A 20553-nucleotide genomic window follows, 5' to 3' on the forward strand; every position below is an offset into this window, starting at 1 on the left:
AAGCAGCAGATTGAATATGGTCTAATTCAAAATCCGACAGGAATTATGATGAAAAACGACTCAATGTTCCTTGATGACCGGATGTTGGCATGCTTTTGCGCCGCCGCCCGTACGCTGCATTTCGGGCGTGCCGCAGATAGCCTGCACATGAGCCAGCCGCCGTTCAGCCAGCAGATCAAGCGTCTGGAGGAGCTGATTGGCGCACCGCTGTTCGAACGGACCACCCGCTCGGTGCGCCTGACGCCCGCCGGTGCTGTCATGGCAGAACACGCCGCCGAGCTGGCCGCCCGGACCGCGGCCATGTTGCGCGCCACGCGCCGCGCCGCGCATGGCGACAGCGGCCCGCTCAAGGTGGGTCTGGCTCCCACTGCCGCCTATTCGGCCCTGGCCGACAGCCTGTACCGCTATCGTTGCGACCATCCCGAGGTCGAGCTCGACCTGCATGAAGCCAACTCGGTGGAGATGACGGCCTTGCTGCGCAGTCACCGCATCGATCTGGCGTTCATGCGGCCGATGCCGCCGGAAACCGGGGTCGACGTGGTGGAGATCAGCCGCGAACCCATGATGCTGGCGGTACGCAGCGACCATCCCTGGGCCGGGCGCGGGCACCTCCGCCTGCAGGAGGCCGCCAGCCTGCCTTTGATCGGCTATTCCCAGCAAGCCTCGCCTTACTTTCGTCAGTTGCTGCTCGAGATGTTCGCAGCGATCGGGCAACGGCCGCGGATCGTGCGCGAGAGCATGATCCCGACCTTGCTGACGCTGGTGGAAATCGGCGCAGGCGCGGCCATCGTGCCGCGTTCGCTGTCCCGCATGCGGGGCGAACCCCTGACTTTCCTGCCCCTGCGTGGCGGACTGCCGGCCCGGCTGGTCGCAGCCAGCCTGGCCGGCTCAAACCATGCGGCCGCGCAGGGCCTGCTGGCCGAATTGCGCAGTCGCATGGCACAGGCGGCTTAGAACTTCACGTTCACGCGCGCCCAGAGCGTGCGGCCCGGATCGTTCACGGCCGTGCGTCCCGAGTAGCCGAAACCGGCGTTGCCGGCCAGATTCAGGTGTTCGGCATAGGTTTTGTTGAACAGATTGTCCACGCCCACGCTGAGCTTGAGCTGTTTGCTCACGGCATACCCAGCGTTGAGCGAGAACACCCCGAACCCGGCGCTGGGCCCGAAGTCCTTGCCGACCACGTTGCCTTCGTTGCGGGCATAGCGGTGCTGGGCGGCAACCAGCCGCCACAGCGCGCCGGCCGACCAGGTGCCGTCATCATAGGTGGCGGTCAGGCGGGCTTCGAGGGGCGGGATCTGCGGCAAGGGCCGCCCGTCGCTGGTATTGCGCGCCCAGGCGTAGGCCAGCGTGGCCCCGGCGGTCCATTGCGGTGTGAAGCGATAGCTGGCGCCCATTTCGCCGCCGAAGATGCGTGCATCGACGTTGGTGGCCTGCGAGGTCGAGCCCATCATGCCGCCGCTGCGGTACTTGAAAAGGATGTAGTCGCTGACCTTGCCGGCATAGCCTGAGAACCACGCCTGCAGGCGCTCGTCGCGATACTGGGCGCCGAAGTCCAGTTGCGTGGTCTTCTCGGGCTTGACGCCCTTGAAGGCATTGACCGCGCCATCCGGGCCGGTTCCGGGCGAGAACAGCTCCCAGTAATCGGGGAAGCGCTCGACATGGCCCAGGCCCACATACCATTGCACCGGCGCCGCCTGCAGATCCTGCTCGTAGCGCAAAAAGCCGCTGGGCAGGGTGTCGCGGCGACGTTCGTCATGGGTGGGGTTGGGCCGGGCATGCATCATGCCGCCGGTCGTGGGGCGGAAGTCCTTGGCCTGGGCCCGATCGATCCGGGCGCCGCCCACCACGCGGCGATCCTCATCCAGACGCCAGGTAAGTTCGGAGAACACGCCGGTGTTGCCGAAATCGGCATCCTTGACCCAGCGTTGCTTGCGATAGGAATGGTGTTGCGTGCCGTTGCGCGAGCGATGCCGGCTTTGCTGGAAGTCCAGCCCGGTGATCAGTTCCAGTTCCGGCGAGAGGGTCCAGGTGGCTGCCACGCGGCCTCCCCAGGTCGCACGATCGACGTTGGCAGCCATACCCATGGGCATGGCGCTGTGCGGATCGGGCGAGCGCAGAGAAAAGTTGTCCATGACGTGGTCGGCATGGTTGTAGTAGAGCTGCGCCTCCAGTTTGCTCAGGGTATCGCTCAGGTGCTGCTTTTCCAGGCGCAGGCCGAAACTTTCGCGCTTGAAACGCTCGCCATCCATGCCGCGTCCGGCATAGCGGGCGTTGCCGTCGCCGGTGCCGGCGGTCAACTCGTAGAGCGTGTCGGCATCGGGGGTGAAACCGAGCGCGAAATCGGCGTTCCACTTGTCCCAACGCGAGGGCACTTTGTTGCCGTCGCCATCCTTGTAGTCCTGCGAGTGGGAATGGTTGGCGGTAATGCGGGTGTAAACCTTGCCGTTGCCTGCCGTCAGGTCGAGCATCTGGTCATTGCGCCCGAACGAGCCGCCCGTCAGGCTGCCGTCAAAGCGCACGCCCGGCTCCTCGAAGTGCGGCGCTTCGCGGTCGAAGCGGATGGTGCCGGCCGAGGCGCCCGGTCCCCAGAGCACGATCTGCGGGCCCTTGATGACGGTCAGGCGGTCGAAGGTCTCCGGCGAGATGTACGAGGTCGGCGCGTCCATGCGGGCCGGGCAGGCGCCAGGCATGCTGCCGCCGTCGACGAGGATGTTCAGGCGCGAACCGAACATGCCGCGCAGCACGGGGTCGCCATTGCTGCCGCCATTGCGGATGGCCGAGAAACCGGGAATGGTCTTGAGATAGTCGGCCCCGTCGCTGGCCGGCAGAGGCTGGCGCGGCAGCTTGGGATCGGTGACGATGGTCAGCGGCGAGCTGGGCGCGATCGCGGTGATGACCACCGGGTCCATGTCGGCCACGGGGAGGGACACCGCGGGCGGCTGGCCGCTTTGGGCCGGGGCGCTGAAGACATAGCAAAGGGCGGCCGCCAGAGAGCTGGCGCGCGCCGGGAAGTAGGGCAATGACATGATCGCTTTCGATAGATGAAGGGTCCCGGTGCGCATCGCACATCAGGACAGGCAACAGGCGTCCACGCAACCCGCGCAACAGCGCAGGCACGGGAAATCAAGGGGCGAGAGCGGTCAGACCAGGGGCGGGCCGCGCGGGCGGCCTGGCGCATCGTCCAGCCAGCCTGCGGGAATGAGAGGGTCGGGGTTGTGCGCCGGCAGGTAGGAGGGCGCTGGGTTGCCCAGCGGCCACGACAGGACCAGCAGCACGGGCAGCAGGCCGGCGTCGAGCAGAGGGCTGCCGGCGGTGCAGCAGTGCGGCATGGCGCCGGTATGCGGTGAATCTTTGGAGAGGGGGGCCGTACTGCCGTCGGCCTGCAGCGTGATGACGCGCGGCCCGCTGGCCGTGCACACGATGGTGGTGACGCCATCGACGCGCAGCATGCCCAGCGCCGAGGCGGCCACCACCGAATGGAAGGCGAACAGCAAGGCCGCGATCAACGCGATCCCTCCTTTGCCGGTTCGTCCTGTTGCCATCATGCTCGTGGTCTCTGGTTTTTGCGGGCGGATGGTAGCACGAGCCCGGCGCCATCGGGCCGGCTCGCATTGTTCTCAGGGTAAGCCTGATCAGATTTAACTGACAGTTAGTTAGGTCTATTCTGACATTACGTCGGGTATGTAGCTGATGCACACTGCCGCCATCTCTGGAACAAACGGCAGAACCCCATGTTGAACGGTCTCTACACCGCGCCCCGGCGCGATATGCGCTTTGCGCTTTACGATGTGCTTGACGCCGAGACGATGTTGCGCGAGCGTTGCGGCGCCGCCGATATCGACCGCGACACCCTCGATCAGATCCTGGACGGCGCCGACCGGTTCTGCCACGGCGTGCTGGCGCCGCTGAACGCCCCGGGCGATCGCAGCGGCTGCCAGTTGCAGGGGCACGAGGTGCGCACTCCGGCCGGTTTCGTGCAGGCCTACCAGGCCTATGCCGAAGGCGGCTGGTCCGGGCTTTGCGCCAGCCCCGAGCATGGCGGCCAGGGGCTGCCGACGGTGGTGTCGGCGCTGTTCGGTGAAATGCTGGGCGCCAGCAATATCTCCTTTGCCCTTTACCCCCGGCTCTCGGAAGGCGCCTATCGCTGTCTGCGCGCCACCGCCAGCCCTGCGCTGCAGGCGCTGTACGGTCCGCGCCTGGCCAGCGGCGAATGGACCGGCACCATGTGCCTGACCGAGCCGCAGGCCGGTACCGACCTGGGCCGGCTACGCACCCGTGCCCGGCCCCAGGACGACGGCAGCTACCTGATCGATGGCGGCAAGATCTTCATTTCCTCCGGCGACCACGACCTGACCGAGAATATCGTGCACATGGTGCTGGCGCGTCTGCCGGATGCCCCAGCCGGGACGCGCGGCATTTCCCTGTTCCTGGTGCCCAAGCGTCTGCCGGATGCGCAAGGGCGCCCCGGCGAGCGCAACGGCGTGTATTGCGACGCCCTGGAACACAAGCTGGGTCTGCGCGCCAATGCGACCTGCGTGTTGCGTTTCGAGGGCGCACGCGGCTTTCTGGTGGGCGAGGCCAACAAGGGCCTGGCCGCGATGTTCGTGATGATGAACTCGGCCCGCCTTGGCACGGGCGCGCAGGCCCTGGGCCTGACCGAGATCGCGCTGCAGAAATCGCTGGCCTATGCCGCCCAGCGGCTGCAGTCGCGCGCCCCGGGACAGGGTGGCGCTTCGGGCGAGGCCGACCCCATACTGGCGCAACCCGATGTGCGCCGCATGCTGCTTACGCAGCAGGCCTGGGCGCAGGGCGCGCGCATGTTCCTGTACTGGCTCGCCCTGCAGATCGACATGGAGCAGCATGCGCCACAGGCCCAGGACCGCGAGCGCGCCGCGGGCTTGCTCAGCTTGTTGACCCCGGTGGCCAAGGCCTTCGTCTCGGACAATGCAGTGGAGTCCGTGAACCTGGCGGTGCAGGTCCATGGGGGCAGCGGCTATATCGTTGAGTCGGGTATCGAGCAGACGCTGCGCGACGTTCGCATTCTTCCCATCTACGAGGGCACCAACGGCGTGCAGGCCCACGATCTGCTGGCGCGCAAGGTGCTGGCCGATGACGGCGCGCGCCTGCAGGGGCTGGTGGACATGGCCGCGCAGGCCGCCCGGGCCCTGCAGCCCTGGCCGCAATGGGCCGGCTGCGCCGCGTCGCTCGATGCACTGGGCCGCCAGCTGATGCAGGCCGTGCCCCGATTGGCCGCCCTGGCCGGGCGCGAGCCGGCCCAGATCGGCGCGTCGGCCGCGGATTTTCTGCGCCTGGTGGGCCACCTGGTCTATGGCCAATTCTGGTGCCGCGCTATCGTGGCGGCCCTGCAGACCCTGCCGGCCGGCCAGCAACAGGAAGAAAAGCTGGCCACGGCGAGGTTCTACTTCGATGTGTTGTTCCCCGAGACCGAGATGCGCCTGGCGCGCTTGTTCGTGCCCGCCGACAGGGTGATGGACCCCGGCGCTCTGGTGATTTGATTCGCAGCTTTTCAGGCCTATGACTTTACCCAGCTATTGGATCCATGCGGATCTGTCCAGCGCGGCGCGCATCCGCGAGTTCGAGTCCCGGCCGCTGGCCGCGCGCGGCTTGCCTGCCAGCACTTACGAGTTGCTCGCGGCGGCCTGTCGCCATGCACCGCAGGCGATCGCCATCCGCTACGTGGAAGATCCGGCCGATACGGTCTGCCCGCCGGGCATCCGCTACGACGAAATGCTGGCGCGGGTGCATCAGATGGCCGACCTGATCCGCAGAGAGGGCGTGGGCCGCCACGAGACGGTCAGCCTGCTGCTGGCCAATACGCCGCCGGCGCTCTATGCCTTGTGGGGCGGGCAGACGGTAGCCGTCGTCAACCCGATCAACTGGATGCTGGAAGCCGAGGCCATCGCCGCCATCCTGACTGCCGCCGGCACGCGGATGCTGATGGCCTATGGCGGCGATGCCCAGACGCCCATCTGGGACAAGGTACTGGAGGTGGTGGCCCGCTGCCCGCAGCTGAAAACCGTGGTCCGGCTGGGCGGCGATCGCAGCGGTGCGGCGCCCGCCGGCGTGCGCTTCCTGGACTATGACGTCGACATCGACCGTTATGACGCGACGCCGCCCGCAACCGGGCAGTTGCCGCAAGGCGAAGATCTGGCGGCCCTGTTCCCGACCGGCGGCACCACCGGCGACCCCAAGCTGGTGCGCCTGAGCCACGCCAATATCGTGGCCAGCGCCTGGTTGAGCGCCGTGGTGGCCGGTATCTCCGAGGGCGAACGACGCCTGTCGGCCACGCCGCTCTACCATGTGGTGGGTGCGTTTGCGGGCTGTCTGGCCACGGTGGCGCGGGGCGCCTGCGTGGTGTTGGCCACGTCGGCAGGCTGGCGTCATCCGCAGCTGCTGCCCCGCCTGGGTGATGTTCTGCGCACCTGCGGCATCCATTACCTGACCATCGTGCCCACCATCATGAATCAGCTGGTGCAAGGCAGCCTGAGCCGGGCGGACCTGGCCAGCGTCAAGGGGGTGATGTCGGGTTCGGCCCCTTTGTCGGAGGTGGTGGCCGAGCGCTTTCTGGCCTTGAGCGGTCTGCCGGTGCGAGAGGGCTACGGCATGACCGAGACCACCTCGGTATGCATGATGAACCCGGCCGGCGGCCTGGTGAAAACCGGTTCGGTGGGCTTGCTGTTTCCGTATCACCGTGCGCGCGTGGTCGATGAGCAAGGGAATGACTGCGCGCCAGGCCAGCCCGGCCTGCTGTGGCTGGCCGGACCGACCATCGCCGCGGGGTACGCCGGCGGCGGCGCCTTGCCGGGCGACGGCGCTCAGTGGCTGGATACCGGCGACCTGGCCCGTATCGACGAGGATGGCTATATCTGGATCACGGGCAGGCGCAAGGATCTGATCATCCGGGGCGGACACAACATCGACCCCAAGGCGGTCGAAGAAGTGTTCTATCGCCATCCGCTGGTCCAGGAGGCCGCGGTGGTCGCGCGGCCGGACAGTTATGCCGGTGAGGTGCCGGTGGCCTATGTGCAATTGCGGCCCGGCGCCTGCATCGACTCGCAGACCCTGCTGCAGGCCGTGCGCGCGGGCATCGCCGAGCGCGCAGCGGCGCCCAAGGATTGCTACATCGTCGAGAACCTGCCGCGTTCTCCGGTGGGCAAGATCCTCAAGCACCGGCTGCGCGAGGACGCCACCCTGCGTGGCTTCGAGAAAGCCCTGCAGGAAGCCGGCTTGCTGGCCGGTGTGCGCCTGCAGCTGGAGCCGGGTACTGCGCTGCGCATCCTGCGTCAGCCCGGCGGTCCGTCGGCCGGTCAACTGCGGGCTGCGCTGGCGACCTTCACCACCCCTTATTCCATCGAGCCGGCCGAGCCGGCCACTGTCTAGGAGACACTGATGAACTATTCCCTGATCCAGGTCGAGCACATCGCTGCGGTCTGCCGTATCTACCTGAACCGGCCCGAGGTCCGCAACGCCCAGGACCGCAGCCTGCTGCGCGAGCTGGACCACGCCATGCGCGCGGCCGAGGCCGATGACAGCGTCAGGGTCGTGATCCTGGGTGCGGTGGGCGACCATTTCTCGGCTGGCCACGATCTGAAGTCGGCCCGTGTGGAGCGGCCCAACCCCACCGTCGAACAGCGCTGGGAGTACGAGGAAGAGCATTTTCTGGAGTACTGCCTGCGCATTCATGATCTGAAAAAGCCCACCATTGCCCAGGTGCAGGGCGCCTGCATCGCCGGCGGCTATATGGTGGCCAATATGTGTGACCTGATCGTCTGCGCCGATAACGCCTTTTTCTCCGACCCGGTGGCCCATTCCATGGGCACGGCCAGCCTGGAGGTGCTCATCCATCCGTGGGTGATGGGCATGCGCCGCGCCAAGGAGCTGATCTTCACCGGCGAACGCCTGCTGGCCCAGGAGGCCTTGCAGATCGGTATGGTCAACCGCGTGGTGCCCGTGGCCGAGCTGGAAGCCGCGACCCTGGCGCTGGCCGAACACATCGCCAAGGCCCCGCCTTATGGGCTGCGCTTTACCAAGCGTTCGCTCAACCGGACCTGGGACGCGCAGGGTTTTCGTGCCGCCATCCAGGCGCACTTCGATGTGCACCAGCTTTCCCATGTCACCGAAGAGTTTCAGGCGCACCTCAAGCGAGGCCTGGACTCCACCATCAAGGGCGCCAAGGCGCTGAGCTGAGCCTGAACATCCCAAGGAGATAGCGATATGACGACAAGCGCAAGCGATCGGCCCGGCGAGGTGCGCCTGGAGCGCCAGGGCAACATCTGCCTGATCACGGTCGACAACGTGGCCAAGAAAAATGCCTTCTCGCCCGAGATGATGGAGCAGCTGGCGCAGCATCTGACCACCTTCGAGGACGATGACGAGCTGTGGGTCGCAATTGTCTGCGCCGCCGGCGAGCACACCACGGCCGGGCTGGACATGCCCAAGTTTTTCGGGCCCAAGGCCACGGCCCGGCCGCGTCCGGACGAATGGGTCGACCCCTTCGGCCTGAAGCGGCGCACCACCAAGCCGGTGATCGCGGTGGTGCAGGGCATCACCTACACCATCGGCATCGAGATCATGCTGGCCTGCGACATCGTGGTGGCCGCCGACACGGCGCGCTTCGGGCAGCTGGAGTCGCGCCGCGGCATTGCGCCGCTGGGCGGCGCCCATTTCCGCTATCTGACGCGCACGGGCTGGGGCAATGCCATGTACCACCTCTTTCTGTGCGAGGAGTTCGGCGCCGAGCGGGCTCGCGAGCTGGGCTTCGTGCAGGAGGTCGTGCCCTTCGGACAGCATCTCGAACGGGCCATGGACCTGGCGCGGCGCATCTGCCGCAACGCGCCGCTGGGCCTGCGTGCGACCAAGCAGGCCGCGCTGGAATATCTGCGCGGCGGTGAAACCGCCGCCATCGACTGCATCCCGGCCATTCGCGAAAAGGTGTTCGCTTCGGAAGACTTCAAGGAAGGCATCCAGTCCTTCATCGAGCGTCGCGAGGCCCGCTTCCAGGGGCGTTGACGCGGTCCGGCTCCAGACATGAGCATTGCGGGGCCCCATGGAGGCCCCGCAATGGATTCCGGTCAGGCTTTCAGGCAGATGCCCGCGATGGCGCCGGCCGGTCAGGCAGGCGCAGCCGCAAGCAGGTACCGCCATCCGGCGCGGGCTCGAGCGCGAGCGTGCCCCCCAGCAGGCGGGCGCGCTCGCGCATACCCATCAAGCCGTAGCTGCCGGGGCGTGGTTGCGCCTGCGGCAGACCCACGCCATCGTCGCGCACGGTCAGTTCCAGTGCGCCACCATCGTGTTCCAGCGTCACCCAGACATGGCGGGCCTGGGCATGTTTGGCGACGTTGGTAAGGCTTTCCTGGAAAATGCGGTAAAGATGCGCCATGGCGTCGGCATCCAGCGCCAGCGGAGCGGCCTGCTTGCGGTAATGGCAGATCAGGCCGTAACGCGTCTCGAACTGCCGCAGATGGTTCTCGATGGCCACGGGCAGGCCCAGGTGGGGCAGGGCGCTGGGGTGCAAGTCTTCCGAGATCTGGCGCACCGTGGTGATGGTGTCCTGCAGCAAACTCAGGCACTGTCCCATCATCTGCGTCAGCCGTTGCGCCTGCGCCGGCTCGTCGGGCGTCTTGTGCAACTGGCGTGACAGCCGCGAAAGATCAAACTTGAGCGCCGAGAGCATGCCGCCCACTGCATCATGAAGCTCCATCGCGAAGCGCTGGCGCTCGGCCTCACGCAAGGTTTCGATATGGTTTACCAGCTCGGCCAGGGCGGCGCGCGATTGCTGCAGCTCGGCCTGGCGTTGCAGGCGCTCGGTGGCGTCGATGCCCACGCCGATGACAGCCGGCTCGCCATTGAAATCGATGCGCCGTCCGTGGATCTCCAGGGCCCGTTCGCCACCGCCGGGCAATTGCAGGCGCACCGTGAAGGTCGAATCTTTGTCGCCGGTCAGGCGGCGCTCATACTGTTTGAGCAGGGAGTCGCGCTGCTGCGGCGGGGCGACTTTGGCCAACGGGCGGCCGACCAGTTTTTCCCGTGGCACGCCGCAAAGCCGCGCAAAGGCATCATTGACATAGACCAGATGCGCATTCTGCAACAGGTAGATGCCCGCGACGGACTGTTCAATCAGCCCCTCGAAGAGCAGACGATAATTGGTAGCATCCTGGCTCAAGGGCCAGCGAAGATCCTGCATCCTTCCACACCTGGAATATCGCCTTCCAAGTAGGAAAACGATGACATGAAGATAGGCTATATCCGACAAGAAAATACGAACACGCCTCTTTAAACTCTCTCCCACACTAATGAGGCCCTACATGCATGTCAATGCCGGGCCAGATACGGGAGACAACACGGTGCAACGACGATCACTTCTGAAACTGGCTGCCGCCGCCTCGCTTGGCGGCAGCACGCTGCTGGGCCGTGCCCTGCATGCCGCCGAAGCCTTCCCTTCGCGGCCCATCCGCATCCTGGTCGGCTTCTCGCCAGGCGGCGTGACCGACATTGTGGTCCGGGCCCTGGCCGAGAGCGCGGCCACCGTGTTTGGCCAGCCCATCATCATCGAGAACAAGCTTGGCGCCGGTGGTGTCATGCCGGCCTATCAGCTGCTCAACAGTGCGCCGGACGGCTACACCCTGGGCCTGATTCCGCAGAGCGTGTACCGGCTGCCGTACATCAACAGCATCAAGTGGGATCCTGCCCAGGACCTGGAATACGTCATTCGCTTGACCGGCTTCACCTGGGGCCTGGTGGTGGCGGCCGACTCGCCCATCAAGAGCTTCAGGGACTACGTCGAGTATGCCCGCAGCCATCCCGGCGAGCTGAGCTACGGTACGGTGGGCAGCCTCACCACCCAGCACCTGACGATGGAGCAGATTGCCCGCACGCTGGGGGTGCAGTTCAATCATGTGCCCTACAAGGGGGTGGCCGAGGCGCTGCCCGCCCTGCTGGGCGGACACATCATGTCGGTGGCGGACGCCTCATCGTGGGTGCCCTATGTCAAGGCCGGCAAGATGCGCCTGCTGGTGGTCTGGACGGACAAGCGCGTGCCGCAGTTCCCGGATGTGCCGACCCTGCGCGAAGTGGGCATCGACATGGTACAGACTTCACCGTGGGGCCTGGCCGCGCCCAAGGGCACGCCGCCCGCCGTGGTGCAGCGCTTGCACGATGGATTCCGCCAGGCCATGCAGGGCAAGGCCTTCCAGGAGTCGCTGACCAACTATGATATGGAAGAGCAATACCTCGACGCTGCGGCCTATCGCGATTTCGCGCGCGATGCGGTCGAGAGCGAAACCCGTATCCTGGGCGCCCTGAACGTACCGCGCGGCGGCCAGTAAGTCCTGTCACCCGTCTTGTCGCCACCCATGATCCGTGTCCTGATCGTCGATGACCACACCATCTTCCGTGAGGGTCTCAAGCGCCTGCTGGCCGACGAAGACGATATCTGCGTGGCCGGCGAGACGGCCGACGCGCAGGAGGCGCTCGGTCGCCTGCGCGAGGCTGCCTATGATGTGCTGCTGCTGGATGTGAACCTGCGCGGGCGCAGCGGCCTGGACGTGCTGCCGTCGATCCGCGCGGAATGGCCCCGGCTGCCCATCGTCATGCTGAGCATGTATCCGGCCGAGCAATATGCCTTGCGTGCCTTTCAGCTGGGCGCCACCGGCTACGTAGCCAAGGACATGGAGCCCGATGCGCTGGTGCTGAGCATCCGCCAGGCGGCCGCCGGCGGGCGCTATTTCCCGGCCGAGATCTCCGACAAGACACTGGCTACGGTAGCGCGAGGCGAAACCCTGCACGAATCCCTCTCGCCACGGGAGCGGCAGATATTCCTGCTCATGGTGCAGGGCGCACGCCTGACCGACATTGCCCAGCAACTGATCGTCAGCGTCAAGACCGTCAGCACCTACCGCGCGCGCATTCTCCAGAAACTCAAGGCCGGCAGCAATGCCGAGCTGGTGCAGTACGCCATTCATCATCGCCTGATCGACTGATCTGGCGAGCTGCCGCTTTCCGCCCTATGTCCACTCTCGGTCATGGGGTCTTTTTTTGGCCCTTAACAAGGTGTTATGAAGCAGCGACGAAACGGAATGCGACATTAGGTTTTGTGCTTCCTATCATGGCGGGCATACCGGGGGTCTGTCTGGGCCAGGCCACCCGGCAACAGTCTGGCGGCCGCAAACGGTCGGTCGGACGATGACAAGGCGGCTCGACCGATCTGCCAGCCATACCAAGGAGGACATCCCATGCATGCTTCGTTTGCCGGCCAGGCCGGCTCCCTTTCGTATTCCCCCGTGCGCGCCGCCTGGCGCCGCCGGGCCGCCGTGCTGGGCGGATCGCTGCTGTCGCTGGCCCTGGCCTGGGGAGTGGGTCTGCCGGCCCAGGCCGCCGACGCGGCCCGTCCCGCCGCCGCACTGGCCGCCGCGCCGGGTGCCGAACTGGTGCTGCTGGGCGTGGCCGGCGGCCCGACCTGGTACGGCAAGGATTCGCCGCATGGCATTTCGTCGGCGCTGGTGATCGATGGCCGGGCCTATATCGTGGACCTGGGTTCGGGCGCCTACCGGCAGTTGCGCCGCGCCGGCATCAAGCCCGGCATGGAGCAGGCGGTGTTCTTCACGCACCTGCACACCGACCACGTGGTCGATCTGGCCAGCCTGCTGATGTACGACCCCAGCGCACGCCGCCGGGCCGGCGCATCGCTGCAGATTTTCGGGCCGGGCAACCGCGGCGTGCTGCCGCCGCTGGCCCCGGGCATGAAGGAAGAGGTCGTCATCCATCACGAGAACCCCTCGGCGGGCACGCGCGACATGGTCGACGCCATCGTGGGCGCCATGGCGGCCGACATGAACATCCGGGTGCGCAGCGAGGGCGTGCCCGATGTGCGCAAGTTCTTCCAGACTCATGACATTGCCCTGCCGGCCGGGCTGAAGGTGGATCCCAATACCGACCCGGCGCCGCCGATGGAACCGTTCGTGGTGTGGCAGGATCCGCAGGTCAAGGTCAGCGCCACGCTGGTGCCGCATGGCCTGGTCTTTCCCAACTTTGCCTATCGCTTCGACACGGCCCAGGGTTCGGTGGTGTTCTCCGGCGATACAGCCGTCAGCGACAACCTGATCCGTCTGGCCAAGGGCGCCGATATCCTGGTGCACGAGGCGATCGATCCGGCCTGGGTCGATCACATCGTCGGGGCCAAACCCTGGGATGCGCGTCAGCAGGCCTTGGCCAGGCAGCTGCTGGAGGCCCACACCACACCGCAGCAGGTTGGCGAGGTTGCCACACGAGCCGGGGTACGGACGCTGGTGCTGTCGCATCTGGTGCCGGGTGATGCGCCGGCCGAGCATTGGGCGCAGGCGCGCGAGACCTTCGCCGGGCCGGTGGTGGTCGGCCAGGATCTGATGCGTCTGCCGCTGGGCGGCCGTCCTTGAGGCAGGAGTGCAACCATGCCTGTTTTTTCACTGAAGTCCCTGAGCCGGCTGACGGCGTTGTACCTGGCAGGTCTGCCGTCGCTGGCATCGGCCGCGCCCGGCTGCGCCGCGGTCGCGCTGGATGGGCGTTCCCTGACGCTGGCGCAGATCGAAGCCGTGGCGCGGCATGATTGTCCGGTTTCCCTGGACGCCAACGCGCGTCAGCGGGTCGAGCGCGCCCACGCGTTGCTGCTGGCCTACGCCAAACTGGACCGTCCGGTCTACGGTTTGAACCGGGGGGTGGGGCTGAACAAGGACCAGACCATCTTTGAAGGCGGCGAGATTTCGCCGGCGGTGCGCGCCCGCTCGGAACAGTTCAACCGAGATCTGCTCAATTCGCACAGCGCGGCCTATGGTGAGGCGGTGCCGCGTGAGGTGGCGCGCGCAGCGCTGCTGATCCGCCTCAATACGGCCCTGACAGGCGGCGCCGGGCTGCAGCCGCAGGTCGTGCAAGGCTATGCCGATCTGCTCAATCACGGCATCACGCCGGTGCTGTTTGGCGACGGATCGGTCGGCGAGGCCGACATCACCGTGCTGGCGCCCATCGGCCTGGCCCTGATGGGGGAGGGCGAGGTGGATTACCGGGGGCGTCGGATGGCTGCCGCCGACGCGCTGCAGCAGGCGGGGCTGACGCCCTTGCGTCTGTATGGCAAGGATGGCCTGGGCGTGGTCAGCGCCAATGCCTACGGCGCCGCGCTGGCCAGTCTGGCCGCGCGCGATGTGGCCCGTTTGCTGGCGCAGGCCGATGCGGTGGCGGCGCTGTCGCTGGAAGGGCTGGGCGGCAATCTGGCGCCGCTGCTGCCGGTGACGCAGGCTCAGCGGCCTTTTTCCGGCCAGCAGGCCGCCGCCTCTCATATGCGCGAGCTGCTGCAGGGCAGTTCGTTGTGGCAGCCCGATCCGCAGCGGGCCTTGCAGGATCCGCTGAGCTTTCGCACGGCCAGCCAGGCGCACGGTGCGGCCCGGGATCTGCTGGGCCTGTTGCAGGCGCAGCTTGTGCTGCAGATCAACCATGCCGATGACAACCCGACGGTGGTGCTCGACGCGGCGGTTCCGGCCGACGCTTCGGCCTACGAGAAACAGTTCTACGTGACACAGGGCGAGGTGCGTGGGGCGGTCATTCCGAGCGCCAGCTTCGACCCCAGCGCCTGGGCTTTGCCCCTGCAGGGCATGACGGTGGCCCTGTCGCAGGTGGCGCAGTTGTCGGCGCAGCGCAGCCTGCGCCTGACCGAGAGCGGCTTCACCGGGTTGGCGCGCTTTCTCAGCCCGGGTGGCGGGGCCATCGGCTATGGGCCGGTGCAGAAAAGCGTGTCGTCGCTCGCCGCCGGGGTGCGCAGTCTGGCTCAACCGGTGATGACCGACGTTCAGCCGCAGGCGGGCAATATCGAGGACGTTGGCAGCAACGCTCCCTGGATTGCGCAACGCCTGGGTCAGCAGGTGGCCGGGGTCAATCGCCAGCTCGCCCTGGAGTTGCTGCTGGCCGCGCAGGCGCTGGACCTGCGCCGGGCCGCGCACCCGGATTACCAGCCCGGGCAGGGCACCGCAGCGCTGTGGCGCAGTTTCCGTCAGGTCGTGCCGGCTCTGACGGCCGACCGTCGGGTCGATCAGGATCTGGCGCGTGCCCATGCTTTCCTGGCGGCGCACCGCCGCCAATCCCCGCCTTGATGGCGGGCGGCTGACGCCCGGCCCTCACGCCGGGCGGCGCCGCTCGCGGTCAGCGCGCGGGCGGGTTGGCGCCGGCCGCGTCCCGAGGTTTACCGATGCCGAATACCTGCGCCACAATGCCCATGACCACAATCACGCCACCCAGCAGGGAGGTGTAGAGCACCTCGTTGCGGTAGGTGCCTTCCACCACCATGATGATCAGGGCGCCAATAATGAAGAGAATCACGGCGTAGGTCAGCCAGGGGAACAACCACATCTTGAATTGCAAGGCGACGCCCTGCGCCTGCAGGCGTTGGCGCATGCGCAGCTGCGAGCAGGCGATCACCAGATAGACAAAAAGGGCGATGGTGCCGGTTGCCTGCATCAGCACGTCGTACAGATCCATCTGTGAAGTGGCGGTCAGCCATACCGCCAGAAACGCAAACAGGCTGGAAATGATCACGCCCACGTAGGGGGTGCCGGTGCGCCGCCCGGTGCGTTGCATGATGCGATGCGCATCGCCCCGTTTCGAAAGGGAATACAGCATGCGCGAGGCCGTATAGAGCGCCGAATTGAAGCAGCTGCAGACAGAGGTCAGTACGATGAAATTCACAATCAGGCGGGAGTACGGAATGCCGAGAGCATCGAGCGCGATGTCGTAGGTGCCCCGGGTGGGGTCTTGCAGGCCGGGCGAGTTGTACGGCACCAGGCAGACCACGATGAAGATAGAGCCGATATAGAACAGGCAGATGCGCCACACCACGGAGTTGGTGGTCTTGAGAATCGCCCGGCCCGGATCGGCAGATTCGGCGGCCGCGACGGTCACGATTTCGGCGCCAATGAACGCAAACATGACGCCCAACAGCGCCACCACGACCGCCTTGGGCCCGTTGGGCATGAAACCTTGCGCGGTCAGTTGACTCCAGCCACGCGCCTCGCCCCAGGGCCAGAGGTGAACGATGGCCAGGCTGCCGATCACCAGAAACAGGATGATGGCCACGACTTTGATCAGCGCAAACCAGAACTCGAACTCACCGTAGTTGCGCACATTGAGGAAATTGACTCCGATCAGCGTCACCGTGAGGATCAGTGCGTAGCCCCAGGCCGGAAACATGGGGAACCATTCATGGAGTATCTGGCCCGCCACATAGGCTTCCCAGCCCATGAGCAATGTCCAGAAATACCAATACAGCCACCCAATGGTGAAGCCGGCCCATCGACCGATGGCCCGGTCGGCATAGGTGGAGAAGGAGCCGGTGTCAGGCTGGGCGACCGCCATTTCGCCCAGCATCCGCATGACCAGAACCACCAGGATCCCACCGCCCAGAAACGCCAGAATGACGGCTGGGCCGGCCAGAGCGATCTGGGTGCCGGAACCGACAAAGAGCGCCGCGCCGATCACGCCGGCGATCGACATCATGGTGAGGTGGCGCGGCTTGAGCCCGCCTTTCAGTTCAGTGTGGTTTGAGTTGGACAACAGCGTCTCCGTTGCGGGTTGGCGATGGCCGGCCCAGCGCTGTTGTCGTGACGATGCCTGACACGGGAAGATGGCTGGCCGGTTGCTCGCGGGGGGGCCAGAGTACGGAAGAGCTTGGGGTGGCAGCAGGAAAGGGGCGCAGTAACAGATCAATCCGCTTTCTGCTCCCGGCCGGCCCGGATGTCTCATTGGTGTGCGTGCGCGATCGGGATGATGAGTGGCTGTCCATCAATAGGATCGGGGCGCGTCTCATGAGAGAAGCCGCTTATTCGCATCCCTGCGCCGAGGGAAGATATGAATACGCGACGCAGCCTGGCGACACGAAGCTTTCAGGCCGGGGCGATCGCCAGCGCTGCGCCAGGCGATGCCAGGGGGGCGGGCGCAGGGCAGTGGGCGGGCCGCGCCTGCGGCGCATCCTGGATGAATGCGCCAGAGGCGGGCGCCGAGGCCCGGGTGCCGGGGTTCAGGATGCGTTCAGATGGCGCGCGAAGGTCTGTGGATCGGTGTTGGTGCCGCACAGCAGCACGCCGACGCGCTTGCCGGCCAGCTCCTGCCTGAGCGGGCCGATGAGCGCGGCGGTGGCGGCTGCGCAGGCCGGCTCGGTCGCCAGCTTGAGCTGGTCGAACAGGCAGCGCATGGCCTGACGCAGCAGGTCGTCGTCCACCTTCACCAGGCGGTCGACGTGCTGGCGGCACAATTCATAGGTATAGCGCTCGGTGTGGGGCGCCATGAGGCTGTCGGCAATGCTCTGCATCGGGCCCATCTTGACGGGGCTGCCGGCCTCGAAGCTGCGATGCATGGCGTCCGCGCCAGCCGGTTCGACGCCAAACACCTGGCAGCCGGGGCGGGCCAACTTGACTGCGCGGCTGATGCCGGAGATGAGGCCGCCGCCGCCGATGGGCACGATCACCGCGTCCAGTTCGCCAGCCTGCTCCATCCATTCCTGCCCCAGGGTAGCCGTGCCCAGCACGGTGGCCGGGCCATCGAAGGGATGGACGAAAAAGCGGCCTTCCTGATCCTGGATCCGCAGCACGGTTTCGAAGGCGCTCGGGCCGTCTTCGGCCAGAATCACCTCGGCGCCGTATTCCTGCGCCAAGGAGACGCGCGCCGGGCTGGCCGTCTTGATCATCACCACCTTGGCACTGATGCCCAACCGCATGGCGGCATAGGCCACCGCCACGGCGTGGTTGCCGGCCGACACGCAGGTCACCCCGGCAGTACGCTGGGCGTCGCTGAGCGCCAGCATGTTGGAGAAGGCGCCGCGGGCCTTGAAGGTGCCGCTGACCTGCAGCAGCTCGAACTTGAAGTTCACGGGGGTGCCGGCCACCGGCGTGAAGGCGTCGGTTTGCAGCACGGGCGTGCGGCGCACCCAGGGTTGCAACCGTTCTTGCGCCAGGGCGATATCGGCGGCGCCGGGGACGGGCGGAGTCTGTGTCTGAGACATATTGGAGTGAGACGTCCTTGATGAATCGGCGCGTCAGCGCAGGCCCAGGCGTCGGCGTACCGCCACCAGGGCGCTCAGGCTGATGAGCGCAGCAAAGATGAGATAGAAGCTGGGCGCGAACTTGTTGCCCGTGGTGGCGATCAGCCACACGATGATGAAGGGCGCGAACCCGCCGAAGAGGGTGACGGCGATGTTGTAGGCCAGGGACATGCCGGTGGTGCGCGTCTGCGTGGGAAAGATATCCGTCAGCAGGGCGGGCAGGGCGCCGAAGTAGCCCGACAGCAGGATGCCGATCGCGATCTGCACCACGATCATGGTGCCCAGGCTGGGGTTGGCCGCCAGCAGCATGAACAAGGGGTAGATGCACAGCAGGAACAGCACGGCGGACGCCATCATCACGCCGGTACGGCCGTGGCGATCCGACCAGTGCCCCACGAAGGGCGAGACGATCAACTGCACCACCCCAGTGACCAGGGTGGCCGCGAAGGCGGCCGTCGGCGGGATGCCCAGGTGCTTGACCGCATAGGTCGGCATGAACAGCACGAGATAGGTTGCAACAGTGCCCAGCACCACGGTGCCGATGGCCAGCAACAGGCGCAGCCGGTGCTCCGTGAAGGTCTCCGCCAGGGGGGCGGCGCTGCGTTCGGTCGCCAGGAACTCGGGCGTTTCGTCGATCTGCGTGCGGATGTAATAGGCCACCGGGCCGATCAGCAGCCCGAAGAAGAACGGGATGCGCCAGCCCCAGTCGGCCATCTGCTCGGCGCTCAGCCACGCGTTCAGGCCGGCGCCGAAGCCGGCAGCCAGCAGCGTCGTCACGCCCTGGCTGGCGACCTGCCAGCTGGAGAAAAAGCCCCGCCGGTTGGGGGTGTGCTCGGCCAGGAAGGCCGTCGCGCTGCCGAACTCGCCGCCAGCCGAGAAGCCCTGGATCATCCGCGCCACCACGATGCCGATGGGCGCCCAGATGCCGATCGCGTCATAGGTGGGCATGATTGCGATGATCAGGGTGCCCAGCATCATCAGCATGATGGCCAGCGTCAGCGTGGCCCGCCGCCCGACCCGGTCGGCATAGACCCCCAGCACCAGCGCGCCCAGCGGCCGCATGAAGAATGACACGCCGAAAGTGCCCAGCGTCAGCAGCAGCGACACGCTTTCGTTGTCGCTGGGAAAGAACAGCCGGGCGATGGTGACGGCAAAAAAACCGTAGACCACCAGGTCGAACCACTCCAGCGCATTGCCGATGGAGGCGGCGGCGATGATGCGCCATGAAGAAGGCTGGGGCTTGGCGCCGGCCGGTTGTGCACTTGCGGTAGTCATGGGGGCAAGCCTCCGAGGGCTAGGATTGTTGGGCAAGATTATCGATGACGCCGCGCAGGAAGCCTTCGCACTGGGCAACCTGGTCCAGCGCCACGAATTCATTGGCCTTGTGGGCCTGGCGGATATCGCCCGGGCCGCAGATTACCGCCGGGATGCCGGCCTGCTGGAACTGACCGGCCTCGGTGCCGTAGGCCACTTTGCGGTGCGCCTGATCGGCCGTGAGGGCGCGCACCAGTTGCGTGATGGCGGCCTGCTCGGAGGCATCCAGCGACGGGGCGCTGGCCAGCGATTCGAAGTCGATGGCCGCCTCGGGGGATTCCGAGCGCATGCGCGGCAGCAATTCCTCTTCGGCATAGGCGCGGATGCGGGCGAAGAAACGGGCCGGATCGGCCCCCGGCAGATTGCGGTGTTCGAAGTCGAACTGGCACAGCGCCGGAATGGTGTTGATGGCGATGCCGCCCTGGATGGTGCCGACCTGGGCAGTGCTGAACGGCACGTCGAAAGCCTCATCGTAAGGGCCGGCGATGCGCATCTCGTCGGCCAGTTCACGGATGAAACAGATCAGTCGCGCGGCGTACTCGATGGCGTTCAGACCCTTGGGCGTGAGCGAGGAGTGGGCGGCCTGCCCGCGCACGCAGCAGCGCCAGGCATTGATCCCCTTGTGGGCCACGATCACGCGCATGGAGGTCGGCTCGCCAACGATGCAGCCCTCCGGCCGCTGCCCGCGCGCCTGCAGATCGGCCAGCATCAGGGGCGCGCCCACGCAGCCGACCTCTTCGTCGTACGAGAGCGCGAAATGGATGGGCTTGGCCAGTCGGGTACGGCGCATCTGCGGCAGCAGCGACAGGGCGGTACCGATGAAGCCTTTCATGTCGCAGGCGCCGCGCCCGTAGAGACGCCCGTCGCGGATCACGGGGTCGAACGGATCGGTGTCCCAGGCCTGGCCATCGACCGGCACCACGTCGGTGTGCCCGGAAAGCACGATCCCGCCCTGGGTGTTGCCGTCAGCCGCCGGCAGGGTCGCGTAGAGATTGGCCTTTTTCCCGCTGGCGTCATAGGTCAGGTGCGACACCATGTCGAACCGCTCGAAGGTGCTGCGCACCATGTCGATCAGCGCCAGGTTGGAGTTGCGGCTGGTGGTGTCGAAACGAATCAGGCGCCCGATCCAGTCGATGGCGGAATCGGGTTGCGGCGAGGTCTGGCTCATG

The 20553-nt window shown here is 66.5% G+C and carries 16 protein-coding genes; 9 read left to right on the forward strand and 7 right to left on the reverse strand.

What is annotated here, in order from left to right; translation table 11 throughout:
* Positions 1–81 precede the first annotated feature (81 nt).
* Positions 82–954 (forward strand): LysR family transcriptional regulator, encoded by an 873-nt coding sequence (locus tag A7V84_RS01350; RefSeq protein WP_235815943.1) that lies wholly within the window; start codon positions 82–84, stop codon positions 952–954.
* Here A7V84_RS01350 and A7V84_RS01355 read toward each other — a convergent pair.
* Both A7V84_RS01355 and A7V84_RS01360 read right to left on the reverse strand, forming a co-directional pair.
* On the reverse strand, positions 951–3026 hold the full coding sequence (locus A7V84_RS01355; protein WP_063939965.1) for a TonB-dependent copper receptor: 2076 nt from the start codon (positions 3024–3026) through the stop codon (positions 951–953). The two genes, A7V84_RS01350 and A7V84_RS01355, sit on opposite strands and share 4 nt — an antisense overlap.
* Before the next feature lie 114 nt (positions 3027–3140).
* A complete protein-coding gene (locus tag A7V84_RS01360) occupies positions 3141–3545 on the reverse strand; it encodes a DUF2946 family protein (RefSeq protein ID WP_127070820.1) in 405 nt (134 codons plus the stop codon).
* A gap of 186 nt (positions 3546–3731) precedes the next feature.
* On the opposite strand from A7V84_RS01360, the gene A7V84_RS01365 reads away from it, so the two are divergent.
* Genes A7V84_RS01365 through A7V84_RS01380 form a run of 4 tightly spaced genes read left to right on the forward strand, consistent with a single transcriptional unit; the run spans position 3732 to position 9030 of the window.
* On the forward strand, positions 3732–5516 hold the full coding sequence (locus tag A7V84_RS01365; protein WP_033534719.1) for an acyl-CoA dehydrogenase: 1785 nt from the start codon (positions 3732–3734) through the stop codon (positions 5514–5516).
* A gap of 19 nt (positions 5517–5535) precedes the next feature.
* Complete coding sequence (locus A7V84_RS01370) at positions 5536–7401, forward strand: acyl-CoA synthetase (protein ID WP_063492277.1); 1866 nt, start codon at positions 5536–5538, stop codon at positions 7399–7401.
* A 9-nt stretch (positions 7402–7410) separates the two neighbouring features.
* The gene (locus A7V84_RS01375; RefSeq protein ID WP_025516150.1) at positions 7411–8208 is read left to right on the forward strand and encodes an enoyl-CoA hydratase; all 798 of its coding nucleotides are present in this window, start codon (positions 7411–7413) and stop codon (positions 8206–8208) included.
* 27 nt (positions 8209–8235) lie between these two features.
* Complete coding sequence (locus A7V84_RS01380) at positions 8236–9030, forward strand: crotonase/enoyl-CoA hydratase family protein (protein WP_025516152.1); 795 nt, start codon at positions 8236–8238, stop codon at positions 9028–9030.
* 70 nt (positions 9031–9100) lie between these two features.
* Here the strand turns inward: A7V84_RS01380 and A7V84_RS01385 are convergent, their stop codons facing one another.
* A complete protein-coding gene (locus A7V84_RS01385; protein ID WP_025516153.1) occupies positions 9101–10204 on the reverse strand; it encodes a PAS domain-containing sensor histidine kinase in 1104 nt (367 codons plus the stop codon).
* A gap of 160 nt (positions 10205–10364) precedes the next feature.
* Here A7V84_RS01385 and A7V84_RS01390 point away from each other — a divergent pair, with 160 nt between their 5' ends.
* The 4 genes from A7V84_RS01390 (at position 10365) to A7V84_RS01405 (ending at position 15131) form a co-directional block, all read left to right on the forward strand.
* A complete protein-coding gene (locus A7V84_RS01390) occupies positions 10365–11345 on the forward strand; it encodes a tripartite tricarboxylate transporter substrate binding protein (RefSeq protein ID WP_025516155.1) in 981 nt (326 codons plus the stop codon).
* A gap of 27 nt (positions 11346–11372) precedes the next feature.
* Positions 11373–11999 (forward strand): response regulator, encoded by a 627-nt coding sequence (locus tag A7V84_RS01395; protein ID WP_033534716.1) that lies wholly within the window; start codon positions 11373–11375, stop codon positions 11997–11999.
* A gap of 252 nt (positions 12000–12251) precedes the next feature.
* Complete coding sequence (locus A7V84_RS01400; protein WP_082833028.1) at positions 12252–13430, forward strand: MBL fold metallo-hydrolase; 1179 nt, start codon at positions 12252–12254, stop codon at positions 13428–13430.
* Positions 13431–13445: 15 nt separating this feature from the next.
* Positions 13446–15131 (forward strand): HAL/PAL/TAL family ammonia-lyase, encoded by a 1686-nt coding sequence (locus A7V84_RS01405; RefSeq protein ID WP_063492276.1) that lies wholly within the window; start codon positions 13446–13448, stop codon positions 15129–15131.
* A gap of 49 nt (positions 15132–15180) precedes the next feature.
* Here A7V84_RS01405 and A7V84_RS01410 read toward each other — a convergent pair whose 3' ends face one another.
* The 4 genes from A7V84_RS01410 to argE all read right to left on the reverse strand — a co-directional run bounded on the left by A7V84_RS01410 (position 15181) and on the right by argE (position 20552).
* A complete protein-coding gene (locus A7V84_RS01410) occupies positions 15181–16587 on the reverse strand; it encodes an amino acid permease (protein ID WP_025516161.1) in 1407 nt (468 codons plus the stop codon).
* A gap of 463 nt (positions 16588–17050) precedes the next feature.
* On the reverse strand, positions 17051–18031 hold the full coding sequence (locus A7V84_RS01415; protein ID WP_033534715.1) for a threonine/serine dehydratase: 981 nt from the start codon (positions 18029–18031) through the stop codon (positions 17051–17053).
* Positions 18032–18064: 33 nt separating this feature from the next.
* Entirely contained in the window at positions 18065–19345 is a 1281-nt protein-coding gene (locus tag A7V84_RS01420) for an MFS transporter (protein WP_025516164.1), read from the reverse strand.
* A gap of 19 nt (positions 19346–19364) precedes the next feature.
* Positions 19365–20552, reverse strand: a complete 1188-nt coding sequence (gene argE / locus A7V84_RS01425; protein ID WP_033534714.1) for an acetylornithine deacetylase — start codon at positions 20550–20552, stop codon at positions 19365–19367.
* Position 20553: the final 1 nt, after the last annotated feature.

Origin of the sequence: Bordetella trematum (genome assembly GCF_900078335.1) — a bacterium.
Taxonomy (GTDB): domain Bacteria; phylum Pseudomonadota; class Gammaproteobacteria; order Burkholderiales; family Burkholderiaceae_B; genus Bordetella; species Bordetella trematum.